Below are 26036 nucleotides of genomic sequence, written 5' to 3' on the forward strand. Positions count from 1 at the left end.
AGTGGTGTGTCAGTCAACATCTATGTCACTGTCGGACCGCTTTCGCGAGCAAGCCCGCTCCTACATTGGATCGTGGGTGTCTGGTAACGCTATTTAATGCACTGCCCCGACCGGCTCTGGCACAACGCAAACAACCAGCGCCGCAGGCGGCTGAGTTTCAGTTCCATATCAAAAGCTCCGCAGGTGTGGGGTTGTAGGCATTGCATGGGTTGTTCAGTTGCGGGCAGTTGGAGATCAGGACGATCACGTCCATCTCGGCCCGCAGGTCGACGTATTTGCCCGGCGCCGAGATCCCGTCTTCGAATGTCAGGCCGCCGTCGGCAGTGACCGGCACGTTCATGAAGAAGTTGATGTTCGGTCCGATATCGCCCTTGCCCAGGCGACCGTCATGGGCGCAGGCCCGCAGGTAGTTGTCGCGACAGCTGTGCATGTAGCGTTTTTCCAGGGCGTAGCGCACGGTGTTGCTTTCCTGGGCGCAGGCGCCGCCGAGGGTGTCGTGGCGCCCGCAGGTGTCTTCGACGATGGTCAGCATCGGCTGGCCTAGGTTGGAGTACAGGACGCTGCCGGTGCTCAGGTAAACGCTGTTCTGCCGGCGCAGCGTGCGCTGCACGTCGTAGCGTTCCTTGGGGTTGGCCAGGCTGTAGAACAGCGTGTCGACCGCCTGGTTGCCCTCCAGGTCGAGGATGCGCAGGGTCTGGCCAGCCTTGACCTCCACCAGCCAGGGTTCCCCGGCGGGAATGGTGGCGCGATAGATAGCGGTGTCAGGCTGCTTTTGTACGGTGGCGATGGCGAGTGACATGGCAGCGATCCTCAGGCGAACAGACGGTCGGTGTTGATGAAACCGCGCTGGTTTTCCGGGCGCGACTGGCGGCAGTGCTCGGCGACGCTGGGGTCAGCATTCATCCAACTGAGCTTGAGCGGTTGCGGGGCGTATTGCGGGTTCGGGTCCATCGGGTGTTGCAGCGCAGTCAGCACCACCAGGGTGTCCATCGGCGCGTACAACTCGATGTAATCGCCGGCCTTGGAATGGCCTTCAACGAAGTGAAAACCTCCGGCCTCATCGACATTGACCCGGCTGAACAGGTTGAGGGTCATCAGCAGGTCGGACAGGCCCAAGCCCCATTTGCCCAGCTCCACCAGCAGGTTGTCGGTGCCATTGCGAAAGAAGCCGTTGCGCAGCTCCTGGTAGCGGCCCTGACCGTATTTCTGCGCGACTTCCTCGGCGCAGAGCACGCCGCCCAGGCTATCGCTCCAACCGCAGGTGTCGGCGGTAATCGCCGCCAGTACCCGACCCATGTCCGAGTACAAACAATGGCCGGCGGTGAGTTTGGCGGTGTGTTGGCATTTGAGGCTGTCGGGCAGGTTCAGGCGTTCGGTTTTTTCGTTGGCGTTGAGTAGCGTCAGGCTCACGTTGGCACCGCCGCGCAGGTCGGTCAGGCGCAGCAGTTGGCCGCGCTTGAGCACAAAGGAACGGTGGCCGCCACCGGGCAGCAGCTCTTCGGCGAAGGGGGGAAACAACGGGATCGAATCGGTCATGGGAAAACTCCTTTCAAGCGCTACGCAACGTGCCGGCCAGTTCGGCGGGCAGGGCGTCGACGGCGGCCCGGTCGGTGCGCCGGTCGCTGTTCAGTGGAATGTCATAGGTGATGCGCGCGCCATAGGCGCCGGGGGCGTGCGGGTCGACACGGACTTTGTCGAACACCAACAGGCGCGTGCCGAGGCTGAAACCTTCGGACAGGTCATGGGTGACCATGAACACTGTCAGCCGGGTTTCGCGCCACAGCTCCAGCAACAAGGCGTGCATGTCTTTGCGAATGCCCGGATCGAGGGCACCGAAGGGCTCGTCCAGCAGCAGGACACGCGGCTTCATGATCAGTGCCTGGGCGATGGCCAGCCGTTGTTGCATGCCGCCGGACAGTTGCGCTGGGTATTTGTCCCGCGCGTGGCCGAGGCCGACCTTGCCCAGCAGGTGCGCGGCTTCTTCGCGGACCTGGCGTTTGGCGCTGCCGAACAGCCGGCCCAGCAGCGGCGAGCGCGGCAGTTCCAGGCCCAGGGCCACGTTGTCCAGCACGGTCAGGTGCGGGAATACCGAATAGCGCTGGAACACCACGCCCCGACTGGCATCCGGCTCACCGGCCAAGGGTTGGCCGTCCAGGAGAATCTGCCCGCGACTGGCGCGTTCCTGGCCCAGCAGCAATCGCAGGAAGGTCGACTTGCCGCAACCGGACGCGCCCACGAGTGTGCAGAATTCGCCCTCGGCGACGCTCAGGTTCAAGCGCTCAAGCACCACCTGATCGCCATACTGTTGCCAGACGTTGTTCACGGTAATGAAGCTCATGCCTTCGCCCCCTCGTACCAGGGGAACGCTTGCCGGGTCAGGCGCTTGAGGCCCCAATCCATCAGCCAGGCGAGCAGGGTGATCCACACCACGTACGGCAAGATCACGTCCATCGCCAGGTAACGCCGCACCAGGAAAATCCGATAGCCCAGCCCATCGGTGGAGGCGATGGCTTCGGCGGCAATCAGAAACAGCCAGGCCGACCCCAGCATCAGCCGCAGGGAAATCAACAGGCGCGGCAGCAATTGCGGCAGCACCACCCGTAGCATCAGCGTCCAGGTCGAAGCGCCGAGGGTCTGGGCCTTGATCAGCAGCTCGACCGGGATTTCCCGGGCGCGCTGTTCCAGATCCCGGGCCAGGCACGGTGTGATGCCAATGACGATCAGCATGACTTTCGACAATTCCCCCAGGCCAAAGACGATGAACAGGATCGGCAGGATCGCCAGCGGTGGCACCATCGATACCACCGTGAGCAACGGCGATAACGGCGCGCCGAACAACGGTAGCGTGCCGGCGGCAATGCCCAGGCACAGCCCGGCGAGGGCACTGATGCCCAGGCCGATGGCCAGTCGCCGCAGGCTCGACGCGGTGTCTTGCCAGAGCAGGTAATCGCCGCTGCGGGCATCAGCCGTGAAGGCCAGGCGTTTCACCGCGTCGGCCATTTGCACGGCGCTGGGCAGCAGCTTGTCGTTAGGGTTGTCCGTCAACCGTTCGGCCGAGCCCATGAAGTAGGCGAACAACACCAGCGCGAAGGGCAGGATCACCAGCAACAAGCGGCTGGGACGATCCGGGTAGCGGTTGATCAGGCGCATGCCAGCTCCTCCGGTTTACAGCTTGGCGTCGGCGGCCAACTGCACGTAGGTCGGGTCAAAGCGCAGCTTGAGGTTGGCCTTGTCGCCGCGGGTCACGCCATTGGCGAACGCCATGCCGACCGCGTCGGTATTCTTGGCACCTTCGCCCAGCAAGCCGTGCTGGAACGAGAACTCGGCCACCTTGCCCATGGTTGCGGGCAGTTGCTGGCTGGTGGCGAAGCTCAGGGCTTCCTTGGGTGTGGCGAACAGCTTGGTGGTGTCCAGTTGCGCCTGGAAGCCGGCCAAGTCGGTGCCTGAGGCTTTGGCCATGTGTTCCAGTGCCGTCTTGCTGGCGGCGTTGTTCGCGTTCATCAGCGCCACCACTTCAAACCAGGCGCCGGTCAACGCTTTGCCCAGGGCCGGGTTGTCCTGCAGGGTCTGGGTGTTGACCACCATCATGTCCATGATCTCGCCGGGTACTTGGCTGGAATTGAACACTTCGCTCACGCCGGGCTGGGCCTTGATGTCCGAGAGCATCGGGTTCCAAGTGGTGACGGCCTTGACCTGATCAGTGTTGAAGGCGGCGGAGATGTCGGCGTCGGACGTGTTGACGACTTTCAGGTCTTTCTCGGTGAGGCCAACCGAATCCAGGGCGCGGGCCAGCAGGTAGTGGGAGACCGACAGTTCCACCAGGTTGACGTCCATGCCCTTGAGATCAGCGACTTTCTTGCCAGCGCCCTTGAGGACGATACCGTCGTTGCCGTTGGAGAAATCGCTGACGATCAGCGCGGTGCTGTCCACGCCACCGGCGGCGGGAATGGTCAGGGCGTCCATGTTGGTCATGGTGCAGCCGTCGAACTGACCGGCGGTGTACTGGTTGATGGATTCGACGTAATCATTGAGCTGCACGACGTCGATCTTGATGCCGTACTTCTTCGCCCACTTGTCGACGATGCCTTGGCTGCCAGCGTATTCCCAGGGCATCCAGCCGGCGTAAATGGTCCAGCAGACGCTGAAGTGGTCTTTTTGCGCCGCGGGGGAGGAAAGGCTCACCAGGGCCGAAAAGGCGGCGATGAGCAGGGACGACAGACGAAGCTTGAGCATGGTGGTTCTCCAGTTGATCAAGGGCGGACAGGAGCAACGCGGCACCGCGAACGGTGGCTTGTCTCCCGGGCTTTTGTCCCGCCGTGTAACCTCAACTGGAGGTCGCCAACTCTCGGACCAGTCACTCGCCAGAGGCGAGCCGGAACCCTAGTCAGCCATTGCAAATTGTGGTGCCGCGAACCTGTGATGACTCCTGCACGAGGTTTTTTAAAGCGAGAGCCGTGCCAAGTCCGCCGAAGGCCCGGGCCAGAGAGGGTGGGGGCAGGGGAGGGATGATTGAGCGTGGATTTGTGCTTGCTTGTGGTGCCATCGCGCACCGGAAGAGGGCGACGAGCGACATGTTTCCAGTTGTTGCCGGGGCGCACCAGATTCCGATTTCGCTGTCAGATTAATCGTCAGTCACCCAATAGATGACTGCCGCCCATCAGCGTCGCTGATGTGGCCCATTCGCGGTCCAGGAGGCCGCCATGTATCGACGACTGCTGCTCATTGTGTTTCTCGGTTTGACTCTTTCGGCATGCGTGCCTTATTACGACGGAGACTCGAGCTACTACCGTTCCGAAGTCTATACCTCACCGGCGCCAGTCTATTACGGCGGCGGGAGCTACTATTCGGCTCCGCGTGGTTATTACGCTCCGCGGTATTACCAACCGGCGCCACGCTATTACTCGCCGCCGCGTTACTACCAACAAGGCCCACGCTATTACTCGCCACCGCGAGCGGCGTACCGGTCTTATCCAAATCGGGGCGGCTGGGACGGCCATAACCGGGGCGGCTGGAATGACGACCGCCGTGGCCGAGGTGGGCGTGATCATCGAGGACGCGGCGGTCATGACGGGCGGGGCAATCACCGCTGATCGCTGGGCAACAAAAAGCGGCGCATTGAGCGCCGCTTTTTTTGTGCCTGTCATAAATCCGGTGAGATAACTTTTGCTCCCACAGATCACTCCCACTGAGTGTCATCCAGGGGCTTTACTCGTTGGACAAATCCGCCAACGGATGCCGACCTTCCCACGCCTTGTGGAAATGCGCCTCCACTGCTGCTTCAGGGACATGATTGATGTCCGGCCAGTGCCAATGGGGTTTGTGATCCTTATCGATCAACCGCGCCCGCACACCTTCGCTGAACTCCGGATGGCGGCAGCAGTTGAGGCTCAAGGTGTATTCCATCCGGAACACCCCGGCCAACGACAGATGCCGGGCACGAGCGATCTGTTCCCAGACCAGATGAGCGGTCAGTGGTGAGCCTTCGCTCATGGTCTTGGCCGCCCGGGCGATCAATGGATCCGGGTGGTCCACCAGCAGGCTGAGGGCCTTCCAGGCGCAGCGCACATCGCTGACATCCAACCACTCGTCGATTTTCTGCCGACGTGGCAGCCATTGGGCTTCGGGCAGTTGCGCGACGGCTTCCTGCTGCAGCGCCTTGAGCAGGCTGTTGAGCTGCATCTGGGTCTGTTCCTGCCAGTTGAGTTGCAGCAGGCCCTCGATCAAGTCGTCCTGTTGTTCATCCAGCAAAAACCGGTCGGCCAGGCCCAGGTCGATGGCATCCCGGGCATTCATGTGGGCGCCGGTCAGGCCAAGAAACAGACCGAGCTTGCCCGGCAGGCGCGACAGAAACCAACTGGCGCCGACATCCGGGTACAGGCCGATGCTGATTTCCGGCATTGCCAGGCGACTGCTCGGCGTGACGATCCGGGTACTCGCGCCTTGCAGCAGGCCCATGCCGCCGCCCAGGACATAGCCATGGCCCCAGCACAGCAAGGGTTTGGGGTAGGTGTGCAGGTTGAAGTCCAAGCGGTATTCCGCCGCGAAAAATTGCCCAGCCAGGGGTGGTACTTCACCGGGGGTGGCCCGGCAGGCCTCCACCAGGCTGCGCACTTCGCCGCCGGCGCAGAAGGCCTTGGCGCCATTGCCGCGCAGCAGCACGCATACGATTTGCGGTTCTCGGGCCCAGGCATCGAGACGATCGCGCAGGGCGTTGATCATTGGCAGGGAAAGAGCGTTCAGGGATTTTTCGGCATCCAGCGTGGCAATGCCGACGCGGGCACCGTCGATGCCGGTGAGTTCTTCGAAGTGCAGATTCATCGTGACCTCGATCAGAAAATTGAATGTTCAGTATGACCGCTGCGTAGGAAAGTGCCGGTTCTGCGTCAGATCAATTGACAAGCCATGTAGGCTTTCCTAGGGTGCGCCCATTGTTTTTACCGGGTGCAACCATGACTGCTGACGACCGTATCAAACTCGAACCGAGCTGGAAGCAGGCACTGCGTGCCGAGTTCGACCAGCCCTACATGGCAGAGTTGCGCGAATTCCTGCGTCGGGAATACGCCGCCGGCAAGGAGATTTATCCACCGGCGCCGCTGATTTTCAATGCGCTCAACTCCACGCCGCTGGACAAGGTCAAAGTGGTGATCCTCGGCCAGGACCCGTACCACGGCCCGGGCCAGGCCCATGGTTTGTGCTTCTCGGTGCAACCGGGCGTGCCGACGCCGCCGTCGCTGGTGAATATCTACAAAGAATTGAAGCGCGACCTGAACATCGATATTCCCAACCACGGTTACCTGCAAAGCTGGGCCGACCAGGGGGTATTGCTGCTCAACACCACCATGACCGTTGAACGCGCCAATGCCAACGCCCACGCGGGCAAGGGCTGGCAGCATTTCACCGACCGGGTCATCGAAGTGGTCAGCGAACACCAGCCACACTTGGTATTCCTGCTATGGGGCGCCCATGCCCAGGGCAAGCAGAAACTGATCGACGCCACCAAACACCTGGTGCTGACCTCGGTCCATCCGTCGCCGCTGTCGGCTTACCGTGGGTTTTTGGGGTGCGGGCATTTCAGCCGGACCAACAAGTTTCTCGAACAACAGGGCGAAGCGCCGATTGATTGGCGGTTGCCGCCGGTTTGAGCGGTCGGCTACGGGCCCCATCGCGAGCAAGCTCGCTCCCACATTGATCTGTGTATGCCGCAAATCCATGTGGGAGCGAGCTTGCTCGCGATGAAGGCAACTCGGTTTATTAATCAGAACCGGGCTTGCGCATCCAATACCTGAACAACGGTTCCGCCAGAAACAGCACAAACAACAGCCGCATCACTTGCAACGCCGTCACCAGCGGCACCGACAGTTGCAGCGTCTCCGCTGTCAGGCTCATTTCCGCAATGCCGCCAGGCATCATGCCCAGTGTCAGCGAGCGCAGGTCCAGATGGGTCAGGGTGCTCAGGCCTAGGGCCGCGAGGGTGGCGATCAGCATCGTCAACACCGTGCCGATCAAGGTGCGCCCCATGAACGAGGGCGCCCGGCGGAAGAACTGCCGGTTGAAATGACAACCCAACCCGCTGCCGATCAGCCACTGGCCGATCTGGCTGCCGCCATTGGGCAGGCCGATGTGCAGGTCCCAACCGATGCTCACCGCTGCGCTCACCAGCAACGGCCCGAACAACCATGGGTTGGGTTGGCGCAAGCGCTCCCAAATCCAAGCGAGCAGGGCGCCCGCCGGGAACAGCAGCGCCAGCCACAGCCAGTCCACCGTCGTGTTGTGCTGCGCCGGGGCACCTTCACCCAACAGGTATTTGAACGCCGCCGGTACGCACAGCACCACCACCAGCACCCGCAGGCTCTGACCGGCGGCGACGCGGCTGAGGTCGGCGCCGTTGCGGGCGCCGAGGTTGACCATTTCACCGGAACCGCCGGGCATGCTGGAGAAAAAAGCGGTGGCGCGGTCTTCACCGGTGCGGCGCATCAGCCACACACTCACCACGCTGGACACGCTGGTGATCAGCGCGCCGAAGAAGATCAGGCCAAAGTGGCTCAGCACCTGCTCCATCACCACTGGGGTGAAGTGCAGGCCGATGCCAATGCCCACCACCCATTGGCCGCATTTACGGCCGCCGGGAATTTCCATCAGTTGCCACGGCGTCAGGCACCGTACCAGGATGATCGCCAGCAACGAGCCGACCATCCAGGGCAAAGGCCAGCCGATCAGGCTGGCCAGATACCCGCCGGCCAGACCGACCAGCGGGGTTCCCCACCATTGTCTGAATGTTGCCTCAGACATTGGCCAGGGCACGACGTTGCGCCGCGCGCCGACGCCAGATCCGCACCAGTGGCATGAACAGCATGATCGCCGTCAGGATCCAGCAACCGAAGGTGATCGGGCTCGACCAGAGGATCTCCAGCGCACCGTTGGAAATCGACAGCGCCCGACGCAGGTTTTGCTCCATCAGCCCGCCGAGGATGAAACCCAGCAGGACCGGTGACAACGGGAAGTCCAGCTTGCGCAGGATGTAACCGAAGATACCGATGCCGATCATCAGGAACAGGTCGAACGTAGTGGCATGCACCGCGTAGACGCCGATCCCGGTGATGATCGCGATGACCGGGACCAATGCCCAGTTCGGCACGGCCAGGATGCGGGTGAAGATGCGGATCATCGGGATGTTGAGGATCACCAGCATGATGTTGGCGACGAACAACGACGCGATCAGGCCCCAGACGATATCCGGCTGTTGCTGGAACAGCAGGGGACCGGGGGTGATGTTGTACAGCGACAGGGCGCCGATCATCACCGCCGTGGTGCCCGAGCCGGGCACGCCGAGGGTCAGCATCGGTACCAGCGCACCGCAGGCCGCGCCACCAATGGCGGTTTCCGGAGCGGCGAGGCCGCGCTTGTCGCCCTGGCCGAACGTGCCACTGGTGCCGGCGATGCGTTTTTCAGTCATGTAGGCCACGGCACTGGCCAGGGTCGCGCCCGCGCCAGGCAATACGCCCATGATGAAACCGAGCACGCCGCAGCGGATGTTCACCCAGAACACCGAGGCCGCTTCCTTGACGTTGAACATCATCCGCCCGGTAGCTTCCACCGCTTCCTGGCCGCGATGGGTTTTCTCCAGCAGCAACAGGATTTCACTGATGGAGAACAAGCCCAACACCAGCACGACGAACTGAATTCCGTCGGTCAGGTGGATGTTGTCACCGGTGAAGCGGTAGACGCCGCTGTTGGCATCGATCCCGACACTGGACAGGAACAGGCCGATCAGCGCCGCGATGAAGGTCTTGAGCGGTCGGTCGCCGGCCATGCCGCCGAGGCAGACAATGGCGAACACCATCAGGACGAAGTATTCCGCCGGCCCGAACGCAATCGCCCATTTGGCCAGCAGCGGTGCGAACAACACCATGCCGCAGGTGGCGATGAACGCGCCGATGAACGAACTCCACGCTGACAGCGACAACGCCACCCCGGCCAGACCCTGACGCGCCATCGGGTAGCCGTCGAGGGTGGTCATTACGGTGGAGGCTTCACCGGGGATGTTGAGCAGGATCGAGCTGATACGTCCACCGTATTCGCACCCCAGGTACACCGCCGCCAACAGGATTAGCGCCGATTCCGGCGGCAGCCCCAGCGCGAAGGCGATCGGGATCAGCAGCGCCACGCCGTTGATCGGGCCCAGGCCCGGCAGCAGGCCGACCACGGTGCCGATCAGGGTGCCGGTCAGTGCGGTGACGAGGTTGTAGGGGGTCAGTGCAACGCCAAAACCCTGGCCGAGATAATTCAGGGTATCCATATCAATTCTCCAGGACGTCGAGCAGGCCCAGGGGCAGCGGCACGTCCATCAGCTTGTCGAACAACAGGTAGAGACCGATGGCCATCAGGCTGATGATCACCACGCTCGGCACCCAGCGGCCGCCGTACAGGCGGGCCATCGGCACGCCGATCAGGATGCTGGCGACGATGAAGCCCAGGGGTTCGAAGGTCCCGGCGAAGACCAGCAACAGCACTACGCAAATGCCGATCTTCTGCAGGGTTTCGCGGTCCAGTTGCGGGTCGTCGTCGCTGTGCACGACGGGCGTAGGGCGAAACAGCATGTACAGCAGCGCCAGGCCCATCAGTCCCAGGATCAATAATGGAAAGGCGCGCGGGCCGACCGGTTCATAGGAAAAGGCAGCCTGATACGGCCAGGCCATCAGCGCCAGGCCGATACAAACCAGCAGCAGCACCGCGGCAAAAATACGTTGGATGGTGAGCATGACTAACTCCTGGGCGGCGCTGACAGTACCAGCGCCGCCGCGAGAACAGAGACGGTTACTGGATCAGGCCGAACTCTTTGGCCAGCACCTTGTAATCAGCCACTTGCTTCTTCACGTAGGTGTCCAGTTCCGGGCCGGTCATGGCGAACGGGAACAGCTCGCGCTGGTCACGCAGCTTGGCGAACTCTTCGGAAGCCAGCAGCTTGTCGAAAGCGTCTTTCCACCAGGCATAGTCTTCGTCGCTGACCTTTGGCCCGAGGTAGAAGCCGCGAACCACCGGCCAGACGATGTCGTAGCCTTGTTCCTTGGCGGTCGGAATGTCTTTCATTTCCGGCTCGTCGATGCGCTTCTCGGCAAACACGGCCAGCAGGCGCATGTCACCGCTCTGGATGTGGGGCATGGAGTCGGAGATATCGGTACTGCCCACCTGGATGTGGCCGCCCAGCAGCGCGGTGGCAATTTCACCGCCGCCTTCGAGGGCGACGTAACGCAGGTCGCGCGGGTTGATGCCGGCGGCCTTGGCGATGAGTGCGGTCTGCATCCAGTCCTGGCTGCCCACGGTGCCGCCCGAACCGATCACCACCGAGCCTGGATCTTTCTTCAGGGCCTGGACCAGATCGTCGAGATTCTTGTAGGGCGAGTCGCTTTTCACGGCGATAGCACCATAACTGGTGCCAACGGCTGCCAGCCAGCGCACGGCGCTTTCGTCAAAACGACCGAACTTGCCCTGGGCCAGGTTCAATAGCGAGCCGCTGGACCAGGCCACCAGTGTGCCGGCGTCGGCCGGGCGCTGGGCGACCACTGCGTTGTAGGCCACCGCGCCGACACCGCCCGGCATGTAGGTGACGCGCATTGGCTTGGTCAGCAGCTTTTGGTTGACCAGTGCGCTTTGCGCCAGCTTGCAGGTCAGGTCGAAGCCGCCGCCAGGGGAGGCCGGTGCGATGCATTCAGGGCGCTTCGGTTCGGCGAGCAACTGCCCGGCGAACATCAGGCATCCGGCGGCCAAGGCTACTTTACGCAGTGATAGGTTCATTGTTGTCTCCACAGGAATTGTTGTTGTGCGTGGTGAAAAATTGTCGTTGACGGATCCCCGCCCAAGTCATCGTTGATGGGGCGCGCAGGTCGTTACCGGAATTGAATGCGGGGCGACATCGCTCAAGGCGGTCTGGTTGAAGCGAGAAGGGCGAGCAGGCGCTGGGGCCTGGAGCTGCATGGACAGCATGGTGAATACTCCGCTTTTATTTTTCTTATTAGGACGAAAACGCTTCGTGGCATTTTTCATTCGCGATCGGGCGTCGCGGCGGGCAGTCGAAACTATCCGTAAAGGGACTCTAATGGCTCAACCTTTCGCTAACCTTTCAGAAGCTTTCAGAATGTTTTTTGCCTTCACAGCTGCCCATGCGGCTGTAAACTCCGCGCCAAAGAATGGCGTCGACCATCCCTGAATCGAGGAAAAATCCATGCGTGTTCTGCTCGTCGAAGACCATCTGCAGCTCGCCGAAAGTGTAGCTCAGGCGCTCAAGAGCACCGGTTTGACCGTTGATGTGTTGCACGACGGGGTGGCGGCTGACCTGGCCTTGAGCAGTGAGGAGTACGCCGTGGCGATCCTCGATGTGGGGCTGCCGCGCATGGATGGCTTCGAGGTGCTGGCGCGTTTGCGGTCCCGGGGCAAGACCCTGCCGGTGTTGATGCTGACCGCGCGCAGTGACGTCAAGGACCGGGTCCATGGCCTGAACCTGGGAGCCGACGATTACTTGGCCAAGCCATTCGAGCTCACGGAGCTTGAAGCGCGGGTCAAGGCGTTACTGCGTCGCAGCGTCTTGGGGGGCGAGCGCCAGCAGCGCTGTGGTGGGCTGGTCTATGACCTGGATACCCGCCGTTTCACCCTCGACGACGAACTGCTGACCCTGACGTCACGTGAGCAGGCCGTGCTGGAGGCGTTGATCGCCCGGCCAGGGCGGGTGATGAGCAAGGAGCAGGTGGCGGCCCAGGTGTTCGGCCTGGACGAAGAAGCCAGCCCCGATGCCATCGAAATCTACATCCACCGCTTGCGCAAGAAGCTCGACGGCCATGCCGTGGCCATCGTGACGTTCCGCGGCCTGGGCTACCTGCTGGAAAACCGTGATGCATAAGCCCGACAGCCTGCGCTGGCGGCTGCTCAGGAACCTGGCGCTGTTGTTGGTGGTGCTGATGCTCGCCAGCGGCTTGAGCGCCTATTGGAACGGTCGCGAGGCTGCGGATACCGCCTACGATCGAACCCTGCTGGCCTCGGCCCGGACCATCGCCGCCGGCCTTTCGCAGCGCGACGGCAGCCTCAGCGCCGATGTGCCTTACGTGGCCCTGGACACGTTTGCCTATGACAGCGCCGGACGCATCTATTACCAGGTCAATGACATCAATAAGAAGCTGATTTCCGGCTACGAAAATCTTCCTGGCCCGCCGCCTGGCACGCCGCGCACGGACGATTACCCAGCCCTGGCACGCTTCTACAACGCCAGTTATCAGGGCCAGAACGTGCGGGTGGTGAGCCTGCTCAAGGCGGTGAGCGAGCCGAACATGAACGGCATGGCGGAAATTCGTGTGGCGGAAACTGAAGAGGCGCGGGTCAGCATGGCGCGCAGCCTCATGGCCGACACGCTGTTGCGCCTGGGCATGCTGGCCGTGGGCGCGCTGTTGCTGGTGTGGTTTGCGGTCAGTGCCGCGCTGCGCCCGCTGGAACGCCTGCGTACGGCGGTGGAGGAGCGCCAGCCGGACGATCTACGGCCATTGCCGCTGGTGGAAGTCCAGCATGAACTCTGGCCCCTGGTGCGCGCCCTCAACCATTTCACTGAGCGTTTGCGCGGGCAATTTGAGCGCCAGGCGCAATTCATTGCCGATGCCGCCCATGAACTGCGCACGCCCCTGGCTGCGCTCAAGGCGCGTCTTGAACTTGGCTTGCGCGCCAGTGAGCCGGCGACCTGGCGTGAGACCCTGGAAACCGCGGCACAGGGGACCGATCGGCTGACCCACCTGGCCAACCAGTTGCTGTCCCTGGCGCGCGTGGAAAACGGCGCCCGGGCCATCGCCGAGGGCGGCGCGCAACTGCTTGATCTCAGCCAACTGGCCCGTGAGCTGGGCATGGCCATGGCCCCGCTGGCCCATGCCCGAGGTGTGGCACTGGCTCTGGAGGCCGACGAGCCGGTATGGCTGCGGGGCGAGCCGACTTTGCTGAATGAGCTGTTGAGCAATCTGGTGGACAACGCCCTGGCCCATACACCGCCGGGTGGCAACGTGATCCTGCGGGTCATGGCGCCAGCGGTGCTGGAAGTCGAGGATGACGGGCCAGGCATCCCTCTGCATGAACGGGATCGGGTGTTCGAACGCTTTTACCGACGCAACCAGCAAGTGGCTGGTTCAGGCCTCGGGTTGGCGATCGTCGGTGAAATCTGCCGCGCCCACCTGGCGCAGATCACCTTGCATGATGGGCAGGAAAGTGGGTTGAAGGTGCGGGTGAGTTTTATCGCAGGTTCAGAGTGATCCAGAGTCGAATCTGAGGATAGATGGGCAATGCAGAACCCTGTGGCGAGGGAGCAAGCTCCCTCGCCACAGAAGCGTTTTGCGACTTCAAGTCGTTCTAGTAAAACATCGTCCGCGCTTCTTCGATATCCGCGCAGCGACCCTTGTTGTCCGGATCGATTCCCAGCTTCTTGAAGGCCGGCACCGCGAATACATCAATTTTGCTGAGGGGATGGTCGGTGTCCTTGTAGCAATACAGCGCTGCGACCTGCACCAGGTCGACATAATCGATTTGCTTCGAATCCCGGTCGAAATCCAGATACTGCCCCGGCAGCTTCACCAACCGCTCTGGAAACTCCCAGACGCTGAGCAGCTTGTCTCCCAGCACGGGGTGAATGGTTTCGATGACATGATTGAGGCTGACCGGGTCCGAGAGCAATTCATTGTTGTCTTGTGCATACGTCAGGATCGGCAGTACGCCGATCTGGTGCACCAGTCCGCCGAGTGCAGCCTGGTCGGGCTTGAGTTGCGTATAACCACGACACAACGCATAGCTGACGCCGGCGATCTCCAGGCTTTTGCGCCAGACTTCGCGCATCTTCTGTTCCACCACCTCGGAGCGGGCATGGAATATCTGCTCCATGACCAGGCCGATGGCCAGGTTGCTGCTGTAGTTGACCCCCAGCCGAGTAATGGCTGTGTGCAGGTCAGTGACTTCCTGGGTGGCGCGCAGCAGCGGGCTGTTGACCACTTTGATCAGGCGTGCCGAGAGGGCTGTGTCGCGGCCGATTACTTTGCTCAGGTTGCTGACGCTGATTTCCGGGTCTTCGGCGGCCCGGCGAATCTGCAGGGCCACTTCCGGTAATGTTGGCAGAACCAGATCATCGTTATCGATGGCCTGCACCAAATCCCGTTGGACCTTATCCGCCAAATCGCTCATTTCGATTCTCTAGGGTGTTGCGACAAATGCTGCGATCAGCGCTGGATTTCGCGGTCACGGTCCAGCTCGTAAGGCAGGTCCAGCAACTGCAAGGCCGGGCCTTCCAATGCACCGAGGTGAAGATTGCCATCCTCTGCTGCTTCGGCCTGCAACACCGCCAGCAGTTCAATGTTTCGCTCGGCGCGAGCGGCAATCACCACTTCGCCGATGGAACTGCCGTGAGTGGGAGAGAACAGTGCGGTGCCGGGCTCGGGCAGTTCGCTGGCGTCCAGTTGCAAGCGATACAGGCGTCGCTTGAGCTTGCCCAGGTACTGCATGCGGGCAACGATTTCCTGGCCGGTGTAGCAACCCTTCTTGAAACTCACGCCGCCGACGGCTTGCAGGTTGAGCATCTGCGGGATGAATAATTCGCGGGTGGCCGGCATGACCTGGCCGATCCCTGCGCGGATCTGGCCCAGCAACCATAGGTTCAGGTCCGCCTCGGCCAATGTTGCGCCCAGTCGCGATTTCAGCGTTTCTGCCTGTCCGGCGGGGGCCCACAGCTCGGCGCGACCGGGCGAGACGCGGATGGCGATCAAGGATTCATGGCGAGCCACGCTGTCGGTGTCGGCCGGCAGCTCCAGGCCCAGACTGGTCAGCGCCTTATCGGCGTCTCCCAGGCCGAAGCGAACCCAGGCGGCGCTTTCATCGGTGAGTTTGGATTTGGAGAACACCGCGTATTTTTTCAGGTCGGCCAGTTGCGGCTCGAGCAGTTCGTTGGCCATGGCCATCAACACGCCGTCGCCTTCTAGCAGGATACGGAAACTCGATTGCATCCGGCCTTTCTGGGTACAGCGGGCGCCGAGGCTGGCCCGGCTGTCGCTCAGGTAGTTGAGGTTGCAGGTCAGTTGACCTTGCAGGAATTTGCCGGCATCCACGCCGCGGACTGCGAGAACGCCTTCGTGGGACAGGGTGCAAAAAAAAGCGGAATCAGCCATGGGTCATCGCAGGGTAAAAAGTCTGGTACACATCATAAGGTGGCGCCCTTGAAATGGGTAGTTCACAAAGGATCGGTAGTGCCCGACAAAGCTGTCTGTTCCACCACGGCGGGGCCTGTATACTTGCGCTCTATTTGAGGAGCGCTCCATGGTCGAAGATGTTGAACTGAATCGCCTCTACTGGCACAGCCGCCGGGGCATGCTTGAGCTGGACGTGTTGCTGGTACCGTTCGTGAAAGAGGTTTATCCCCATCTCAATGAAGTGGACCGTGCGTGCTACGTCCGCCTGCTCGAATGCGAGGATCAGGACATGTTCGGCTGGTTCATGGAACGCAGCGAATCCGAGGACCCAGAGCTGCAGCGCATGGTCCGGATGATTTTGGACCGTGTCCAGCCCAAGTAGTCGCTTTGAATGCCGCTGGCAGGCCTCCGGGCAACTGCTGGCGGCCTATCTCCTGGCCCAGGTGTTCGCCCTGGGTTCGTTGCTTTTGCTGTCCATTCCGCTCTGGTTCGCGGCGCTCGGTGTTGCGCTGTGCCTGGCCCATGGCGCCTGGACGATACCGCGACATCTATTACTGACCCATCGCCGCGCCTTTTGCGGCTTGCGTCGTGATGCCGCTGGCTGGCAGCTCTGGAACAGAGCCCATGGCTGGCAGCCGGTGCAGTTGCGCCCCGACAGCCTGGCCCTGCCGATGATCGTCGTGTTGCGTTTTCGCTTGCAGGATGAACGGTGGGTCCGCTCGCTGTGCGTGCCCCGCGACGCGCTGGCGCCGGATGAACATCGGCGCCTGCGGGTACGGCTCAGGTTCAGTCGGCGTAGGTGGGCGGCACCAGGATAGTGTCCAGCGCCTCGGGCAGCAGGTTCGGGTAGTCGAGGGTGTAATGCAGTCCCCGGCTTTCCTTGCGCTCCATGGCCGAGCGGATCATCAACTCGGCCACCTGGGCCAGATTGCGCAGTTCGATCAGGTCGCGGCTGACCTTATAGTTACTGTAGAACTCATCGATTTCATCGAGCAGCAGGCGCACCCGATGCTGCGCCCTTTGCAGGCGCTTGTTGGTGCGCACGATGCCGACATAGTCCCACATGAAACGCCGCAACTCGTCCCAGTTGTGCGCAATGATCACGTCTTCATCCGAATCGGTGACCTGACTGGCATCCCAAGAGGGCAGGGCGGCAGGAATGGCGATCTGCGGCAACTGTTCAAGAATGTCTGCCGCTGCCGAGCGCGCATAGACGAAACATTCCAGCAGCGAGTTGCTGGCCATGCGGTTGGCGCCGTGCAGGCCGGTGAAGCTGGTTTCGCCAATGGCATACAGGCCAGGCACGTCGGTGCGACCCTGCTGGTCGACCATCACGCCACCGCAGGTGTAATGCGCCGCCGGTACCACCGGAATCGGTTGCTTGGTGATGTCGATGGAAAACTCCAGGCAGCGCTCGTACACCGTCGGGAAGTGACTCTTGATGAACGCTTCGGGCTTGTGGCTGATGTCCAGGTAAACGCAATCGATGCCCAGGCGCTTCATTTCATGGTCGATGGCCCGGGCGACGATGTCCCGTGGCGCCAGTTCGGCGCGCGGATCGAAGCGTTGCATGAAGCGTTCGCCGTTGGGCAGCTTCAAGTGAGCGCCTTCGCCACGCAGGGCCTCGGTCACCAGGAAGCTCTTGGCCAGTGGATGATAAAGGCAGGTGGGGTGAAATTGATTGAACTCCAGGTTCGCCACCCGGCAACCCGAGCGCCAGGCCATGGCAATGCCGTCACCGCAGGCGCCGTCGGGGTTACTGGTATAGAGGTAGACTTTCGCTGCACCACCGGAGGCCAGGATCACGAAGCGCGCGCCGTAGGTGTCGACTTCGCCGGTGCCGCGATTGAGCACGTAGGCGCCCAGGCAACGATCGCCGTCCAGGCCCAGGCGCTTTTCGGTGATCAGGTCAACCGCGACGCGCTGTTCCAGCAACTCGATGTTCGGCCGTTGCCGGGCTTGGGCGAGCAGGGTCTTGAAGATCGCCGCACCGGTGGCATCAGCCGCGTGAATGATGCGCCGATGACTGTGGCCGCCTTCGCGAGTCAAATGAAACTCGAAACCACCGTCCTCGGTGCCGGATTGCTCGTCACGGGTGAACGGCACGCCCTGGTCGATCAGCCACTGGATGGCTTCCCGGCTGTGCTCGACGGTGAAGCGCACCGCTTCTGGGTTGCACAGGCCTCCGCCGGCGTTGAGGGTATCTTCGACGTGGGACTCAATGGTGTCGGTATCATCCAGCACGGCGGCGACGCCACCCTGGGCCCAGAATGTCGAACCGTTGGCCAGGTCGCCTTTGCTCAGTACTGCAATACGCAGATGCTCGGGCAAAGTCAGGGCAAGGCTCAATCCGGCGGCGCCGCTGCCGATTACCAGAACATCGTGTTGAAACTGTTGGCTCATTTGGAAGGTTTCCGCTCAAAGCGACCCGGGTCGGGGTTGGCGCAAGACACCGCTTTAACGGGTCAGGCAGCCACGCAGCCCACTAGTATATAGAGGGGGGGATCGGCACAATAGCCGGGCATTCATGGCAATGTGAAACCAGCGTGACGCAAAAGCGGCACGCTTCGTCGGATCACGATTTCGCTGGATGGGCGATAAGGCGGCCTTTTCGAGGACAGAACACTGTTTATCTCGTCACGGTTGCCCAATGTTCAATTCACAGAGCTATAAATAGCGGGAACTTTTGCTGCACGCCTACGTTCAATAGACGGTTGTCTGCAAAAGGGAGCAGCGTCGGGTTGGTGCAAGATTTCGATTGGAGTCTCTGCCGACAGGCCCGGCGACAGATTATTCGCGCAGCCGGGGAATCTCGCGCTGCGTTTTTCGTGCGTGCCGAGATCAGAGCGCGCCGGAAACTTGCTTGAAAGGGGGAGAACTTTTGCGAAAAGCCCGAGTCTATGTTTGCAAGCCCGGTCAATTAGTAATGCAAGCCTCCTTCGAGCTTATCGAGGAGTGTTCATGCTAACCCAGGAAGAGGATCAGCAGCTGGTCGAGCGCGTACAACGCGGCGACAAGCGAGCTTTCGATCTGTTAGTGCTGAAATACCAGCACAAAATTCTCGGGTTGATCGTGCGTTTCGTGCACGACACCCATGAAGCGCAAGATGTTGCTCAGGAAGCCTTCATCAAGGCCTACCGCGCACTTGGTAATTTCCGCGGGGACAGCGCGTTTTACACGTGGCTTTACCGCATCGCCATTAACACGGCGAAAAACTATCTGGTTTCACGCGGCCGCCGGCCGCCGGATAGCGATGTGAGTTCTGAAGATGCGGAGTTCTATGACGGCGATCATGGCCTCAAGGATCTCGAATCACCGGAACGAGCGTTGCTGCGGGATGAGATTGAGGGCACTGTCCATCGAACCATCCAGCAATTACCCGAAGATTTGCGTACGGCTTTAACTTTACGTGAGTTTGACGGTCTGAGTTACGAAGACATTGCGAGCGTCATGCAATGTCCGGTGGGTACCGTGCGCTCCCGGATTTTCCGCGCCCGGGAGGCCATCGACAAAGCCCTGCAACCTTTGTTGCAGGAAAACTGAGACAGCGGCGACAGCCAAGAGAGGAACGCCATGAGTCGTGAAGCCCTGCAGGAATCGCTGTCCGCAGTGATGGATAACGAAGCGGACGAACTGGAATTGCGTCGGGTATTGAATGCCTTCGACGATGTTGAAACCCGTGAGACCTGGGCTCGTTACCAGATCGCCCGGGCTGTTATGCACAAGGACTTGCTGCTTCCTCGCCTGGACATCGCTGCGGCCGTTTCTGCTGCATTGGCTGACGAAGCCGTACCGGCAAAAGCTTCCCGCGGACCATGGCGCAGCCTGGGTCGCCTGGCAGTTGCCGCCTCGGTTACCGTAGCCGTTTTGGCCGGTGTACGTCTGTACAACCAGGATGAGATTGCCGGCGTGCAGATGGCGCAGCAGTCCACCCAGCCAGGCCTGGCCGCTCCACAGGTCAAAGGCCCAGCGGTACTGGCCGGTTACAGCGAAGGTTCGGAAGCCGCAGGCCCAATGGTCAACGGTGTTCTGCAAGGCCAACCAGGCTGGCATGATCAGCGTCTGCCCAACTACCTGCGTCAGCATGCTCAGCAAGCTGCCTTGAAAGGTACTGAAAGCGCGCTGCCTTACGCCCGTGCAGCCAGTTTGGAAAACCGTTAACAGAGTAAGGAAGACCATTGCGCGCCATACCTCTATTCACGCTTCTGCTTGGTGGCTGGTGTGCGGTTCCAGCCTATGCCGGTGAGGCTCAAGACTGGTTGAATCGTCTGAGTCAAGCCGAGCAACAGCAAAGCTTCCAGGGCACTTTCGTTTACGAGCGCAACGGTAGTTTTTCTACCCATAACATCTGGCATCGTGTCCAGAATGGCAAAGTCCGCGAGCGGTTACTCCAGCTCGATGGCTCGGCACAGGAAGTCGTACGCATTGATGGGCATACTCAATGCGTCAGCGGCTCCTTGATCGCAGGGCTGGGCAATACGCCTGACGGCACAGCACGTGCGCTTGATCCGCAAAAACTCAAGAATTGGTATGACCTGGCCGTCATTGGCAAGTCACGCGTGGCCGGGCGTCAGGCGGTCATTGTGGCTGTGACGCCCAAGGACCAGCATCGCTATGGTTTTGAGCTGCATCTGGACAAAGAGACTGGCCTGCCGCTCAAGTCGTTGTTGCTCAATGACAAAGGCCAATTGCTCGAACGCTTTCAGTTCACTCGCTTGAATATTGCCGACCCCTCGGACGGCGAGCTGCAAGCCAGTGCGGACTGCAAGGCTGTTGCACAGGAACCTGATAAGACCGATGCAGTGAAAACTGCCTGGCATTCGGACTGGCTTCCACCCGGTTTCGAATTGGCCAGCAGCACCGCGCGCAAGGATCCGGACACCCAGGTCCAGGTCAATAGCCTGATGTATGACGACGGCCTGGCTCGCTTCTCGGTGTTCCTCGAGCCGTTGAACGGCGCCACTGTCACCGATACGCGCACTCAACTTGGCCCGACGGCTGCCGTCTCTCGTCGCCTTACGACGCCTCAAGGCGAAATGATGGTCACGGTGGTTGGCGAGATTCCGATCGGGACGGCGGAACGGATCGCGCTCTCCATGCGTTCCGACGTTACGGCGACTCAGTAACGTGCTGTTTGGGTGGTTCGATTGCGCAAGAGGCTGATAACGCCAGGGCTTGATCGAAATGCCGAAACTTCCTGTCAGCATTTTCATTTGCAAAACTTCCTGTTTTTTTCTATAGGTCAGAGCCGCTCGGCTCTGGCCTTGTCTGTTCCCGGAACAAAAATACCGGCGTATCTTGCCTTGGTGTTTCTTGCTCCATATCGCTTAACCATGCTCGTCGTAACGGGAGCCGTATGTCGATACCACGCTTGAAAACCTATCTCTCCATTTTTGCCACCGTGCTGGTGCTCGGTCAGGCCGTTCCTGCGGTAGCGGTCGAATTGCCTGACTTCACGCAACTGGTTGAACAGGCCTCGCCTGCGGTGGTGAACATCAGCACGACCCAGAAACTGCCGGATCGCCGCGTATCGGACCAACAGATGCCTGACCTGGAAGGTTTGCCGCCGATGCTGCGCGAGTTCTTCGAGCGCGGCATGCCGCAGCAGCCGCGTTCACCCGGCGGTGGCCGCCAGCGTGAAGCGCAGTCCCTGGGCTCGGGCTTCATTATTTCGCCCGATGGTTACATTCTGACCAATAACCATGTGATCGCCGATGCCGATGAGATCCTGGTGCGTCTGGCCGATCGCAGTGAGCTCAAGGCCAAGCTGATTGGCACCGACCCACGCTCCGACGTGGCGCTGCTGAAAATCGAAGGCAAGGACCTGCCAGTACTCAAGTTGGGCAAATCCCAAGACTTGAAAGCCGGCCAGTGGGTGGTGGCGATCGGTTCGCCGTTCGGCTTCGACCACACCGTGACCCAAGGTATCGTCAGTGCCATCGGCCGCAGCCTGCCGAACGAAAACTACGTGCCGTTCATCCAGACCGACGTGCCGATCAACCCGGGTAACTCCGGTGGTCCGCTGTTCAACCTTGCCGGTGAAGTGGTGGGTATCAACTCCCAGATCTACACCCGTTCGGGTGGCTTCATGGGCGTGTCCTTCGCCATTCCAATCGATGTGGCGATGGACGTCTCCAACCAACTGAAAAGCGAAGGCAAGGTCAGCCGCGGCTGGTTGGGCGTGGTCATCCAGGAAGTGAACAAGGACCTGGCCGAGTCGTTTGGGCTGGAGAAACCAGCCGGTGCGCTGGTGGCGCAGATCCAGGAAGGTGGGCCAGCTGCCAAGGGTGGCCTGCAAGTGGGTGACGTGATTCTGAGCATGAATGATCAGCCGATCGTCATGTCCGCCGACCTGCCTCACTTGGTTGGCGCTCTCAAAGCCGGTGCCAAGGCCAATTTGGAAGTGATTCGCGAGGGCAAGCGCAAGAACGTCGAATTGACCGTCGGCGCCATCCCTGAAGAAGGCAAGGAGCTGGATTCGCTGCCTAAGTCCGGTGTCGAGCGCAGCAGCAACCGCCTGGGCGTGGCTGTGGCGGAGCTTACCGAGGAGCAGAAGCGTACTCTGGAGCTCCAAGGGGGCGTAGTGATCAAGGAGGTGCAAGAAGGTCCTGCCGCCCTGATCGGCCTGCAGCCGGGTGACATCATCACGCACCTGAACAACCAGGCAATCAGTTCCGCCAAGGAATTTACTGATATAGCCAAGGCACTGCCGAAGAATCGTTCGGTGTCGATGCGGGTTCTGCGTCAGGGACGTGCGAGCTTCATCACCTTCAAGCTGGCCGAATGACCGGTTAGCGGCTCAATAAAAAACCGCCTCGATAGAGGCGGTTTTTTTGTGCGCGCTGAATACTCAGCCCATCATGTCCTTGACCATGCGTTCCTGCTCCATGAGCTCTCGCTGGCGGGCATCGATGCGTGACGACAGCGGGAAATTGGTGCCGGCACGGCGTTTGGCGAAGTCCAGTTGCTGGATGGCCTGGCGGTAATCGCCCACCAGGGCGAAGTACTCGGCACGCGCCTGGTGCAAGCCGATGATATTGCCCGACAGACCACGGGTCTCGGCCACCATGTACCAGATGTCCGGGTCGTCCGGGCGGGTCTTGAGCAGGCTCTCCAGGGCTTTCTCGGCGTCGGCGGGGCGGTTCTGCTTGAGCAGCAGGTCGACGCGCACCTGATTGAGCGGGTAGTTGCCCGGGTATTGGCTGAGCATCCGGTCGACGCGAGATTGAGCGTCGGCCAGCTTGTTGCTGGTGATGTCCAGATCCACCTGGGCCAGGTTGTAGATGATCTCGTTGGGCGATTTGGCCAGCAGCGGCTTGAGGTTCTCCCTGGCTTCATTCAACTGGCCACCCTTGATCTGCGCAATCGCCAGGCCATAGCGAGCCACGTCGTTCTTTGGGTTCTCATCCAGTTGCGCCCGGAAGCGCTTGGCGCCCAGGCCCGGGGTCTCTTCATAGGTCAGTTGGACCCGGGCGCGAATCAGTTGATAGCGCATGCTGTCCTCGATACCGCCCGGCCTGGCCTGTTCGGCGCGGTTACGGGTGTCGGCGATCCGCGATTCGGTCACCGGGTGAGTCAGCAGGAATTCGGGTGGTTTGGCGTCAAAACGATACTGGCGCATCAGGCGCTCGAACATGGTTGGCATGGATCGCGGATCGTAGCCGGCTTTCTCCAGGTTCTGGATACCGATGCGGTCGGCTTCCTGTTCGTTCTGGCGAGAGAAGCGCCGTTGCTCCTGGATGGCGGCCGCCTGGGTCCCGGCAATGGCCGCGATCCCCGCGTCACCGCCACCGGCGGCGGCTATCACGATACCGGCCAGCAGCGCTGCCATCATTGGCACCTGCATGCGTTGCTGGGCTTCGACGCCGCGGGCAAAGTGGCGTTGCGACAAGTGGGCCAGTTCGTGGGCCATGACCGAAGCGTACTCGCCTTCGGTCTGTGCGTTGAGGAACAGGCCACCGTTGACCCCGACAATGCCGCCAGGAGCGGCAAAGGCGTTGAGCTGCGGACTGTTGATCAGAATGAACTCCAGGCGCCGGTCGTTGACCTGGCTGGTCTCCACCAGTTTGTAGACGCTGGACTCGACGTAGTCCTTGAGCTGTGGATCGTTGAGCTGTGAAACCTGGCTGCGCAGCAGGGCCAGCCAGGCGCGGCCCAACTGGTGTTCCTGTTCCGGCGAGACGATGGCAGAACTGGCGTCGCCAAGTGACGGCAAGTCGTCGGCGAAGCCTGGTGAGGCAAGCAGGCAGGCAAGCGTCAGCAGGGTAGGGCGCAGAAATGTCATGCACGAAGCCTTAGTCGACAAAGACCCTACTGTAGCCGGACACCGGGCCCGGGACCAGATATTCTAAGCCGCTCAACCACCTGCTGCGGAGCGAACCGATGACCGATGCTGTAGCCCACGATGCCGAATTGGACGCCAGCGGCCTGAATTGTCCGTTGCCGTTGCTCAAGGCCAAGCTGGAACTCAATCGCCTGGCCAGCGGTGCCGTGCTCAAGGTGACCGCGACGGACGCGGGTTCCCAGCGCGACTTCCGCACCTTCGCCCGGCTGGCCGGTCATACGCTGCTGCGTGAAGAAGACGATAACGGCATCTACCGTTACTGGCTGAAGAAAGCCTGAAAATCGACTGCGTTTCTTAAGGATTTTTAATGTTCAAAGTGTTACGCGACTGGATCCAGCGCTACTTCTCCGACGAAGAGGCCGTGGTGCTGGCAGTGCTGCTGTTCCTGGCCTTTACGGCAGTCCTCACCTTGGGCGGCATGCTGGCACCCGTGCTGGCCGGGATGGTGCTGGCGTATCTGATGCAAGGCCTGGTCACGACGCTGGAGCGTCTGCGACTACCCGGCAGCGTGGCGGTCGGGCTGGTGTTCGCCCTGTTCATGGGTTTGTTGGTGGTGTTCATCGTGGTGATCGTACCGCTGCTCTGGCACCAGTTGGTGACGTTGTTCAACGAGCTGCCGGGGATGCTCGCGAAATGGCAATCCCTGCTGTTACTGCTCCCCGAGCGCTACCCGCACCTGGTATCCGACGAGCAGGTGTTGCAGACCATCGAAGTGGTGCGTGGCCAGATCGGCAAGTTCGGCCAGTGGGCGCTGACGTTTTCGCTGTCCAGTCTACCGCTGTTGGTGAACATCATGATCTACCTGGTGCTGGTGCCGATTCTGGTGTTTTTCTTCCTCAAGGATCGGCAAATGATCGGGCGCTGGGTCCGTGGCTACCTGCCCCGTGAGCGGGCGCTGATTACCCGGGTCGCCCAGGAGATGAATCGCCAGATCGCCAATTACATTCGCGGAAAAGTCATCGAGATTTTCATCTGCGGCGCGGCGACCTACGTCGGTTTCGTGGCCCTGGGGCTCAATTATTCCGCCCTGTTGGCGCTGCTGGTGGGCGTTTCGGTGGTGGTGCCCTACGTCGGTACCGTGGTCGTGACTGTGCCAGTGGCACTGATTGCGCTGTTCCAGTGGGGCTGGAGCGACCAGTTCATTTATCTGATGGCGGTCTACGGGATCATTCAGACGCTGGACGGCAACGTGCTGGTGCCACTGCTGTTCTCCGAGGCGGTGAACCTGCATCCGGTGGCAATTATCTGCGCGGTGTTACTGTTTGGCGGGTTGTGGGGCTTCTGGGGAGTGTTTTTTGCGATTCCCCTGGCGACGCTGTTCAAGGCGGTGCTGGATGCGTGGCCGAGCAAGGAGCCGGTGGTGGCGCCGTTGTTGTAGCGGTCAATCTGGTGTAGTCGATGAGGCTGATGATTCCTTCGCGAGCAAGCCTGCTCCCACATTGGATCTGCGGTGACCTGGTCATCACAGAACCTCTGTGGGAGCGGGTTTGCTCGCGAAGGGCCTGAAGCGCCCCAGGGTAAAGTCAGGCCTTGTTGAGCGCCTGAGCCGCCGCCAACACCGCCTCCACATGCCCTGGCACCTTCACGCCGCGCCACTCCTGGCGCAGCACACCGTTCTTGTCGATCAGGAACGTGCTGCGATCAACGCCCAGATACTCTTTGCCATACAGCTTTTTCAGCTTGATCACGTCGAACAACTGGCAGACGGCCTCGTCCTTGTCGCTGATCAGCTCGAAGGGGAATTCCTGCTTGCACTTAAAGTTCTCGTGGGACTTGAGGCTATCCCGGGAGACGCCGAACACTTCGGTGTTGGCGGCCTTGAACTGCGCATACTGGTCACGAAAACCCTGGCCTTCAGTGGTGCAGCCCGGAGTGCTGTCCTTGGGGTAGAAGTAAACCACCACCTGCTGGCCTTTGAGGGCGGCGAGGCTGACGGTCTGCCCGCTGGTGGCGGGCGCCTGGAAATCGGTAACCGGCTGGTCGACGGCAACGGTCATGAA

The 26036-nt window shown here is 61.1% G+C and carries 28 protein-coding genes and 1 riboswitch; of the genes, 13 read left to right on the forward strand and 15 right to left on the reverse strand.

All coding sequences use genetic code 11. The features are described 5' to 3' along the window. Positions 1 to 157 precede the first annotated feature (157 nt). From EPZ47_RS07190 to EPZ47_RS07210, 5 genes are read right to left on the reverse strand one after another with little or no spacing between them, the layout of a single operon-like run. On the reverse strand, positions 158 to 799 hold the full coding sequence (locus EPZ47_RS07190; RefSeq protein ID WP_135844157.1) for an urea amidolyase associated protein UAAP2: 642 nt from the start codon (positions 797 to 799) through the stop codon (positions 158 to 160). Between the two features lie 11 nt (positions 800 to 810). Then, positions 811 to 1536: an urea amidolyase associated protein UAAP1 gene (locus EPZ47_RS07195; protein WP_135844158.1), complete on the reverse strand. Its 726-nt coding sequence runs from the start codon at positions 1534 to 1536 to the stop codon at positions 811 to 813. 13 nt (positions 1537 to 1549) lie between these two features. Beyond that, positions 1550 to 2338: an ABC transporter ATP-binding protein gene (locus EPZ47_RS07200; RefSeq protein ID WP_135844159.1), complete on the reverse strand. Its 789-nt coding sequence runs from the start codon at positions 2336 to 2338 to the stop codon at positions 1550 to 1552. Continuing rightward, positions 2335 to 3150: an ABC transporter permease gene (locus tag EPZ47_RS07205; RefSeq protein WP_135844160.1), complete on the reverse strand. Its 816-nt coding sequence runs from the start codon at positions 3148 to 3150 to the stop codon at positions 2335 to 2337. The genes EPZ47_RS07200 and EPZ47_RS07205 overlap by 4 nt, the downstream gene beginning before the upstream one ends. A gap of 15 nt (positions 3151 to 3165) precedes the next feature. Then, complete coding sequence (locus tag EPZ47_RS07210) at positions 3166 to 4233, reverse strand: putative urea ABC transporter substrate-binding protein (RefSeq protein ID WP_135844161.1); 1068 nt, start codon at positions 4231 to 4233, stop codon at positions 3166 to 3168. 60 nt (positions 4234 to 4293) lie between these two features. Continuing rightward, positions 4294 to 4395: riboswitch (guanidine-I (ykkC/yxkD leader) on the reverse strand. Between the two features lie 305 nt (positions 4396 to 4700). Here EPZ47_RS07210 and EPZ47_RS07220 point away from each other — a divergent pair. Continuing rightward, a complete protein-coding gene (locus tag EPZ47_RS07220) occupies positions 4701 to 5090 on the forward strand; it encodes a hypothetical protein (protein ID WP_135844162.1) in 390 nt (129 codons plus the stop codon). Positions 5091 to 5205: 115 nt separating this feature from the next. On the opposite strand, the gene EPZ47_RS07225 is transcribed toward EPZ47_RS07220, so the two are convergent. Continuing rightward, entirely contained in the window at positions 5206 to 6318 is a 1113-nt protein-coding gene (locus EPZ47_RS07225; RefSeq protein ID WP_135844163.1) for an enoyl-CoA hydratase/isomerase family protein, read from the reverse strand. A gap of 131 nt (positions 6319 to 6449) precedes the next feature. Here EPZ47_RS07225 and ung point away from each other — a divergent pair, with 131 nt between their 5' ends. After that, positions 6450 to 7142 carry a uracil-DNA glycosylase gene (gene ung / locus EPZ47_RS07230; RefSeq protein ID WP_135844164.1) on the forward strand — a complete coding sequence of 231 codons (693 nt, stop codon included), beginning with the start codon at positions 6450 to 6452 and terminating at the stop codon, positions 7140 to 7142. 109 nt (positions 7143 to 7251) lie between these two features. On the opposite strand, the gene EPZ47_RS07235 is transcribed toward ung, so the two are convergent. The 4 genes from EPZ47_RS07235 to EPZ47_RS07250 are packed head-to-tail and all read right to left on the reverse strand — an operon-like array spanning position 7252 to position 11292. Further along, the gene (locus EPZ47_RS07235; RefSeq protein ID WP_135844165.1) at positions 7252 to 8289 is read right to left on the reverse strand and encodes an AbrB family transcriptional regulator; all 1038 of its coding nucleotides are present in this window, start codon (positions 8287 to 8289) and stop codon (positions 7252 to 7254) included. Next, complete coding sequence (locus tag EPZ47_RS07240) at positions 8282 to 9796, reverse strand: tripartite tricarboxylate transporter permease (protein WP_135844166.1); 1515 nt, start codon at positions 9794 to 9796, stop codon at positions 8282 to 8284. Before EPZ47_RS07240 ends, EPZ47_RS07235 begins: the two co-directional genes overlap by 8 nt. A 1-nt stretch (position 9797) precedes the next feature. After that, entirely contained in the window at positions 9798 to 10259 is a 462-nt protein-coding gene (locus EPZ47_RS07245) for a tripartite tricarboxylate transporter TctB family protein (protein WP_122566065.1), read from the reverse strand. A gap of 55 nt (positions 10260 to 10314) precedes the next feature. Beyond that, on the reverse strand, positions 10315 to 11292 hold the full coding sequence (locus EPZ47_RS07250; RefSeq protein ID WP_053178422.1) for a Bug family tripartite tricarboxylate transporter substrate binding protein: 978 nt from the start codon (positions 11290 to 11292) through the stop codon (positions 10315 to 10317). 178 nt (positions 11293 to 11470) lie between these two features. Here EPZ47_RS07250 and EPZ47_RS30080 point away from each other — a divergent pair, with 178 nt between their 5' ends. Genes EPZ47_RS30080 through EPZ47_RS07260 form a run of 3 tightly spaced genes read left to right on the forward strand, consistent with a single transcriptional unit; the run spans position 11471 to position 13775 of the window. Then, on the forward strand, positions 11471 to 11704 hold the full coding sequence (locus EPZ47_RS30080) for a hypothetical protein (RefSeq protein ID WP_158296349.1): 234 nt from the start codon (positions 11471 to 11473) through the stop codon (positions 11702 to 11704). A 15-nt stretch (positions 11705 to 11719) separates the two neighbouring features. Further along, positions 11720 to 12391, forward strand: a complete 672-nt coding sequence (locus tag EPZ47_RS07255; RefSeq protein WP_025212358.1) for a response regulator — start codon at positions 11720 to 11722, stop codon at positions 12389 to 12391. After that, positions 12384 to 13775 carry a sensor histidine kinase gene (locus EPZ47_RS07260; protein WP_135844167.1) on the forward strand — a complete coding sequence of 464 codons (1392 nt, stop codon included), beginning with the start codon at positions 12384 to 12386 and terminating at the stop codon, positions 13773 to 13775. The genes EPZ47_RS07255 and EPZ47_RS07260 overlap by 8 nt, the downstream gene beginning before the upstream one ends. Before the next feature lie 97 nt (positions 13776 to 13872). On the opposite strand, the gene EPZ47_RS07265 is transcribed toward EPZ47_RS07260, so the two are convergent. Together EPZ47_RS07265 and ygfZ are read right to left on the reverse strand one after the other, a co-directional pair. Next, positions 13873 to 14694: an HDOD domain-containing protein gene (locus EPZ47_RS07265; protein WP_135844168.1), complete on the reverse strand. Its 822-nt coding sequence runs from the start codon at positions 14692 to 14694 to the stop codon at positions 13873 to 13875. A gap of 35 nt (positions 14695 to 14729) precedes the next feature. Beyond that, the gene (ygfZ, locus tag EPZ47_RS07270) at positions 14730 to 15671 is read right to left on the reverse strand and encodes a CAF17-like 4Fe-4S cluster assembly/insertion protein YgfZ (protein WP_135844169.1); all 942 of its coding nucleotides are present in this window, start codon (positions 15669 to 15671) and stop codon (positions 14730 to 14732) included. 148 nt (positions 15672 to 15819) lie between these two features. Between ygfZ and EPZ47_RS07275 the strand changes: the two genes are divergently transcribed. Both EPZ47_RS07275 and EPZ47_RS07280 read left to right on the forward strand, forming a co-directional pair. Continuing rightward, a complete protein-coding gene (locus EPZ47_RS07275) occupies positions 15820 to 16074 on the forward strand; it encodes an FAD assembly factor SdhE (protein ID WP_003184348.1) in 255 nt (84 codons plus the stop codon). Further along, complete coding sequence (locus EPZ47_RS07280) at positions 16058 to 16510, forward strand: protein YgfX (protein ID WP_135844170.1); 453 nt, start codon at positions 16058 to 16060, stop codon at positions 16508 to 16510. The genes EPZ47_RS07275 and EPZ47_RS07280 overlap by 17 nt, the downstream gene beginning before the upstream one ends. On the opposite strand, the gene nadB is transcribed toward EPZ47_RS07280, so the two are convergent. Continuing rightward, positions 16479 to 18095, reverse strand: coding sequence for an L-aspartate oxidase (nadB, locus tag EPZ47_RS07285; RefSeq protein ID WP_135844171.1), 1617 nt, complete (start codon positions 18093 to 18095; stop codon positions 16479 to 16481). The two genes, EPZ47_RS07280 and nadB, sit on opposite strands and share 32 nt — an antisense overlap. Before the next feature lie 558 nt (positions 18096 to 18653). Here nadB and rpoE point away from each other — a divergent pair. From rpoE to EPZ47_RS07305, 4 genes are all read left to right on the forward strand, one after another. Next, the gene (gene rpoE / locus EPZ47_RS07290) at positions 18654 to 19235 is read left to right on the forward strand and encodes an RNA polymerase sigma factor RpoE/AlgU (protein WP_003172477.1); all 582 of its coding nucleotides are present in this window, start codon (positions 18654 to 18656) and stop codon (positions 19233 to 19235) included. 30 nt (positions 19236 to 19265) lie between these two features. Beyond that, on the forward strand, positions 19266 to 19853 hold the full coding sequence (locus tag EPZ47_RS07295; RefSeq protein WP_025212364.1) for a sigma-E factor negative regulatory protein: 588 nt from the start codon (positions 19266 to 19268) through the stop codon (positions 19851 to 19853). A 17-nt stretch (positions 19854 to 19870) separates the two neighbouring features. Beyond that, a complete protein-coding gene (locus tag EPZ47_RS07300; RefSeq protein ID WP_135844172.1) occupies positions 19871 to 20818 on the forward strand; it encodes a MucB/RseB C-terminal domain-containing protein in 948 nt (315 codons plus the stop codon). Between the two features lie 230 nt (positions 20819 to 21048). Further along, positions 21049 to 22479 carry a DegQ family serine endoprotease gene (locus EPZ47_RS07305; RefSeq protein WP_135844173.1) on the forward strand — a complete coding sequence of 477 codons (1431 nt, stop codon included), beginning with the start codon at positions 21049 to 21051 and terminating at the stop codon, positions 22477 to 22479. Positions 22480 to 22542: 63 nt separating this feature from the next. Here the strand turns inward: EPZ47_RS07305 and EPZ47_RS07310 are convergent, their stop codons facing one another. Beyond that, positions 22543 to 23976 (reverse strand): M48 family metalloprotease, encoded by a 1434-nt coding sequence (locus EPZ47_RS07310; RefSeq protein WP_135844174.1) that lies wholly within the window; start codon positions 23974 to 23976, stop codon positions 22543 to 22545. Between the two features lie 98 nt (positions 23977 to 24074). On the opposite strand from EPZ47_RS07310, the gene EPZ47_RS07315 reads away from it, so the two are divergent. Both EPZ47_RS07315 and EPZ47_RS07320 read left to right on the forward strand, forming a co-directional pair. Beyond that, the gene (locus tag EPZ47_RS07315; protein WP_135844175.1) at positions 24075 to 24314 is read left to right on the forward strand and encodes a sulfurtransferase TusA family protein; all 240 of its coding nucleotides are present in this window, start codon (positions 24075 to 24077) and stop codon (positions 24312 to 24314) included. A 29-nt stretch (positions 24315 to 24343) separates the two neighbouring features. Then, positions 24344 to 25414 (forward strand): AI-2E family transporter, encoded by a 1071-nt coding sequence (locus EPZ47_RS07320; RefSeq protein ID WP_135844176.1) that lies wholly within the window; start codon positions 24344 to 24346, stop codon positions 25412 to 25414. 145 nt (positions 25415 to 25559) lie between these two features. Here EPZ47_RS07320 and EPZ47_RS07325 read toward each other — a convergent pair whose 3' ends face one another. Then, the gene (locus EPZ47_RS07325; RefSeq protein WP_135844177.1) at positions 25560 to 26033 is read right to left on the reverse strand and encodes a peroxiredoxin; all 474 of its coding nucleotides are present in this window, start codon (positions 26031 to 26033) and stop codon (positions 25560 to 25562) included. Positions 26034 to 26036: the final 3 nt, after the last annotated feature.

The sequence above is a fragment of the Pseudomonas viciae genome (assembly GCF_004786035.1).
In the GTDB taxonomy this organism is placed as follows: domain Bacteria; phylum Pseudomonadota; class Gammaproteobacteria; order Pseudomonadales; family Pseudomonadaceae; genus Aquipseudomonas; species Aquipseudomonas viciae.

Coding starts and splice junctions, on each gene's coding strand:
- EPZ47_RS07295 (WP_025212364.1), top strand. CDS start 19,266: ATGAGTCGTGAAGCCCTGCAGGAATCGCTGTCCGCAGTGATGGATAAC.
- EPZ47_RS30080 (WP_158296349.1), top strand. CDS start 11,471: ATGGACAGCATGGTGAATACTCCGCTTTTATTTTTCTTATTAGGACGA.
- EPZ47_RS07220 (WP_135844162.1), top strand. CDS start 4,701: ATGTATCGACGACTGCTGCTCATTGTGTTTCTCGGTTTGACTCTTTCG.
- EPZ47_RS07235 (WP_135844165.1), bottom strand. CDS start 8,289: ATGTCTGAGGCAACATTCAGACAATGGTGGGGAACCCCGCTGGTCGGT.
- EPZ47_RS07225 (WP_135844163.1), bottom strand. CDS start 6,318: ATGAATCTGCACTTCGAAGAACTCACCGGCATCGACGGTGCCCGCGTC.
- EPZ47_RS07315 (WP_135844175.1), top strand. CDS start 24,075: ATGACCGATGCTGTAGCCCACGATGCCGAATTGGACGCCAGCGGCCTG.
- rpoE (WP_003172477.1), top strand. CDS start 18,654: ATGCTAACCCAGGAAGAGGATCAGCAGCTGGTCGAGCGCGTACAACGC.
- EPZ47_RS07320 (WP_135844176.1), top strand. CDS start 24,344: ATGTTCAAAGTGTTACGCGACTGGATCCAGCGCTACTTCTCCGACGAA.
- nadB (WP_135844171.1), bottom strand. CDS start 18,095: ATGAGCCAACAGTTTCAACACGATGTTCTGGTAATCGGCAGCGGCGCC.
- EPZ47_RS07255 (WP_025212358.1), top strand. CDS start 11,720: ATGCGTGTTCTGCTCGTCGAAGACCATCTGCAGCTCGCCGAAAGTGTA.
- ygfZ (WP_135844169.1), bottom strand. CDS start 15,671: ATGGCTGATTCCGCTTTTTTTTGCACCCTGTCCCACGAAGGCGTTCTC.
- EPZ47_RS07265 (WP_135844168.1), bottom strand. CDS start 14,694: ATGAGCGATTTGGCGGATAAGGTCCAACGGGATTTGGTGCAGGCCATC.
- EPZ47_RS07200 (WP_135844159.1), bottom strand. CDS start 2,338: ATGAGCTTCATTACCGTGAACAACGTCTGGCAACAGTATGGCGATCAG.
- EPZ47_RS07275 (WP_003184348.1), top strand. CDS start 15,820: ATGGTCGAAGATGTTGAACTGAATCGCCTCTACTGGCACAGCCGCCGG.
- EPZ47_RS07195 (WP_135844158.1), bottom strand. CDS start 1,536: ATGACCGATTCGATCCCGTTGTTTCCCCCCTTCGCCGAAGAGCTGCTG.
- EPZ47_RS07250 (WP_053178422.1), bottom strand. CDS start 11,292: ATGAACCTATCACTGCGTAAAGTAGCCTTGGCCGCCGGATGCCTGATG.
- EPZ47_RS07205 (WP_135844160.1), bottom strand. CDS start 3,150: ATGCGCCTGATCAACCGCTACCCGGATCGTCCCAGCCGCTTGTTGCTG.
- EPZ47_RS07210 (WP_135844161.1), bottom strand. CDS start 4,233: ATGCTCAAGCTTCGTCTGTCGTCCCTGCTCATCGCCGCCTTTTCGGCC.
- ung (WP_135844164.1), top strand. CDS start 6,450: ATGACTGCTGACGACCGTATCAAACTCGAACCGAGCTGGAAGCAGGCA.
- EPZ47_RS07310 (WP_135844174.1), bottom strand. CDS start 23,976: ATGACATTTCTGCGCCCTACCCTGCTGACGCTTGCCTGCCTGCTTGCC.
- EPZ47_RS07260 (WP_135844167.1), top strand. CDS start 12,384: ATGCATAAGCCCGACAGCCTGCGCTGGCGGCTGCTCAGGAACCTGGCG.
- EPZ47_RS07325 (WP_135844177.1), bottom strand. CDS start 26,033: ATGACCGTTGCCGTCGACCAGCCGGTTACCGATTTCCAGGCGCCCGCC.
- EPZ47_RS07245 (WP_122566065.1), bottom strand. CDS start 10,259: ATGCTCACCATCCAACGTATTTTTGCCGCGGTGCTGCTGCTGGTTTGT.
- EPZ47_RS07305 (WP_135844173.1), top strand. CDS start 21,049: ATGTCGATACCACGCTTGAAAACCTATCTCTCCATTTTTGCCACCGTG.
- EPZ47_RS07190 (WP_135844157.1), bottom strand. CDS start 799: ATGTCACTCGCCATCGCCACCGTACAAAAGCAGCCTGACACCGCTATC.
- EPZ47_RS07240 (WP_135844166.1), bottom strand. CDS start 9,796: ATGGATACCCTGAATTATCTCGGCCAGGGTTTTGGCGTTGCACTGACC.